Source organism: Pontibacterium sp. (assembly GCF_041587635.1).
Classification (GTDB): Bacteria; Pseudomonadota; Gammaproteobacteria; order Pseudomonadales; family Balneatricaceae; genus Pontibacterium.
Genome location: NZ_JBFGYC010000487.1, coordinates 1 through 3,045, shown reverse-complemented (window position 1 = coordinate 3,045; position 3,045 = coordinate 1). Strand labels below are relative to the sequence as shown.

At 52.3% G+C, this 3,045-nt stretch carries 1 protein-coding gene; it reads right to left on the bottom strand.

What is annotated here, in order from left to right:
- A partial coding sequence (locus ABYW01_RS17905) for an alpha-2-macroglobulin (RefSeq protein WP_372835432.1) occupies positions 1 to 2,829 on the bottom strand: 2,829 nt, incomplete at its 3' end.
- Positions 2,830 to 3,045: the final 216 nt, after the last annotated feature.

The window sequence follows — 3,045 nt, the reverse complement described above, 5'->3', positions numbered from 1 at the left end:
CCCGCCGCGTTGCAGGTCTGCATCACCGCCAAAACGTAACGTCGCAAGATCACCGTCATCTGCATCGATCAGCGCACCATAACTATCTCGAGCATCAACACCGTAGCGACGCTGACCAAAAAAGCCTTTAAACGGGTCAGGGGTTTCAAAGCGGGTGATGTTGAGCACCCCCAGATCCACAGCTGCCAGCGTTAAACCTACGCGTGAAGGCATATCGCCTCCTGCACGTCGGCTGATCTGCACAGGGATGGTCACAGATTTCTCTGGCAGCGCCTTAGCAGGCAAGTCCAGCGTGACGTTTAAGCGGCGCTCATCGCGCAACAAACGCAGGGGCTGAATCCCCATCATCCGGCGAGGTAATCGTGTTTCACGCTCAAGGCCTGGCTGAACCAACATCACAGAGAGATAGAGGTCATGACGATTCCAGCTCGGATCCACTGGAAGTTCGATGGTTGCACCTTCTGCAGGTACAGAAATCTTGCGCCAATAGAGCGGTTGATCCCCTTCAACGACCAGATAGCCTTCGCCCGCTGCGGGCGGTTGCAGACGCACCTGAACCTTATCCCCGGCACGGTAAGCGTCCTGATCCAGCGATATCCCGATACGGTCGGGCCTGCCCGACAACGCTTGTTCCTGTTCGCTCCAACCGGCTTTAAAGCGGTAACTACTGATCAGACCGTTATCCGGATCTTTGACTTCCAGCCGGTAGTAACCCCACTCGACCGGCACCTCGATTTCGCCAGTCTGATCCGCGTTCAGTGAGATCGTTTGATTGAATACCGAATACTGACGCTCGGTATAGTTGTTACTCCAACCTTCAGCATCCGAATACACCCAGTGGTAACGTCGGTGTTCACGTATCAGGGTGACCTCAAGATCATCCCGTGCCAGTCTCTCATCGCCATCGGTGTAGATCAGTTCGAAACTCGCATGACCGTTGTAATCCGTGGTGTGCTCCTCAAACAGAGGGCGGATCCCAACCAGCTGAGGGGCGGGTAACACGTAGCTACTAAAGGAACGACTGACCGGCCGGCCGCCCATATCCTGCAAGCTTTCGAACAATCGGAGTAGCAGAGGCGTTTTGGTTTTTTGCCAGAATGGTTTTACCTTGAGATGAGTTTCACCTTGGCTATCAAGTTTCTGGTTATCCAGTTCAACACGACGATTCCAGTCGGTCTCACGTATATCGCCAAAGTAGTAATCGGAAAAAGCCTCAAACGGGTGTGAATACATCGCGACAACCAACTCTGACTGCAGCTGATTTCCATCGGCCGGTGCACCATATAAATACTCGCCAGACACCTTTAGCATCAGAGCTTCGGTGGCTTTAATCTGCTCGGCACCGTCGAGTATTAACGACATACGCTCCGGTAGGAACTCCTCCACCTGAAAACTGTATTCACTGCGGGTCCTATCCGGCAACTGTACAGAGAGTATCCAGCGTCCGGTCGGCTGATCCTTAGCAATAGGAAAGGTCGCTTCGTAATAGTTCAGCTCATCAGGTGTAATCATTCGTGTACTGACAACCCGGCCATCCGGTTGTTGAAGGGATGCCTGCAGCGGAATCCCCGGAACCATATCACCGTCACGCCCGCGCAGTAAGCCACTGACCGTCACCGATTCTCCCGGTCGATAGAGGTCCCGTGCAGAGTAAAGGAACAAGGTTTGCGCCTGTGGGTTCAAACCAGTCACAGGGAACTCCGATAGATCCAGCGCCGGACCGTACAAACGCACCAACGTTGTATCTTCCGCAGAACTGGCTATCAATAGCTTGGGGATAGCATCGCCATTCAGATCCAGATTGCGGAAGCTTGCACGGCCATCGGCTGTCGAGGCCTGAGTCGCAATGACCTTCCCATCTCCGGTCAGTAATGACAGCTCAATATCTGACTGTGGCTTAGCGGTGGAGAGCGCACTCACATAGGCATCGATTTGCTGATCATAGATACGCAGATGAACACCCAGATCAGTCACTGCAAACCACGTCGCTGGATAGCTATAATCGTAATTTCCGGAACGCCGCATCACGGCCAGATACGTACCTTTCCGTTGCAAGGCAACGATATCCTTAACGGGTAAGTAACTGGTTGCCTGCGCATTGCGTGCCACATTCAGATCAAAACGTCCGGTATAGGCCAATTCAAGCTGCGGTATGTATTCCCGCACCCGCCAAAACTCCTGCTGCCCCGGCTTTTGATTATCGGCCAGAAAACTCACTAAACGCTCTGCCGGGATACGGTAAAAATCCACATCAACCGATTTAGCGTTGCGTGAAATAACCGGTAAACCCTTCGTCAGTTTATGGGCCAACAAATTCCCTCGCCCGACAAAACCCAGCATGTGAGAGAGGGCTTCTGTTTTTAACACAACAGAAAACGGCTCTAAAATGGATTGTTTCAACTGCGATGGCATGCCCGCTAGGACAGTGACTTTATAGGATTTTTCAGGCAATAAATGGGGGAAATAGAGCGTTGTGGCGGTATCACCGGCAGCCCACTCTCCGTTAAGGCTTTGACCGGACTCGGCTTCGATCTGAAGCCACTGGCCAACCTTGCCGTCTACGGCAACGGGTGCAGTAAAGGTAACCGCTGCCGCAAGACGCCCCTGATAAAACTCGGTACTAATATCCGCAACCCTAAAATCCACACCTTCAAAGCGTGTGTCCGGTTCCACCATCTCTGGCGGTATAACCTGAATATTCTGTGGCTCAGTACTAGGGGACACCTGATCGGATGTTAGAACAGGAGCCGGAGAATCATCATCACCGCATCCTACTAGCAATGCCACAACAAATATAAGAAAAGACCAATTCGCGGGTTTTACCGACATGTTTCCACTCCCTGATAGCCATAAGCCCGTTATCGATAAGTGGAAATAGTAGCACGTAGATTGGAAGGTAAGCTTAACAGCAGAAAGAGTGGCTAACGTTAAGGTGTCGAACACACCATAAAACCGGGATCTGAAGGCTCACCCTGTAGGGTCGTCTCTGTAGGATCGTCTTTAGGCGACCCACACTTCGCAGAAGCGTGGACAGTGCCTGTGCCT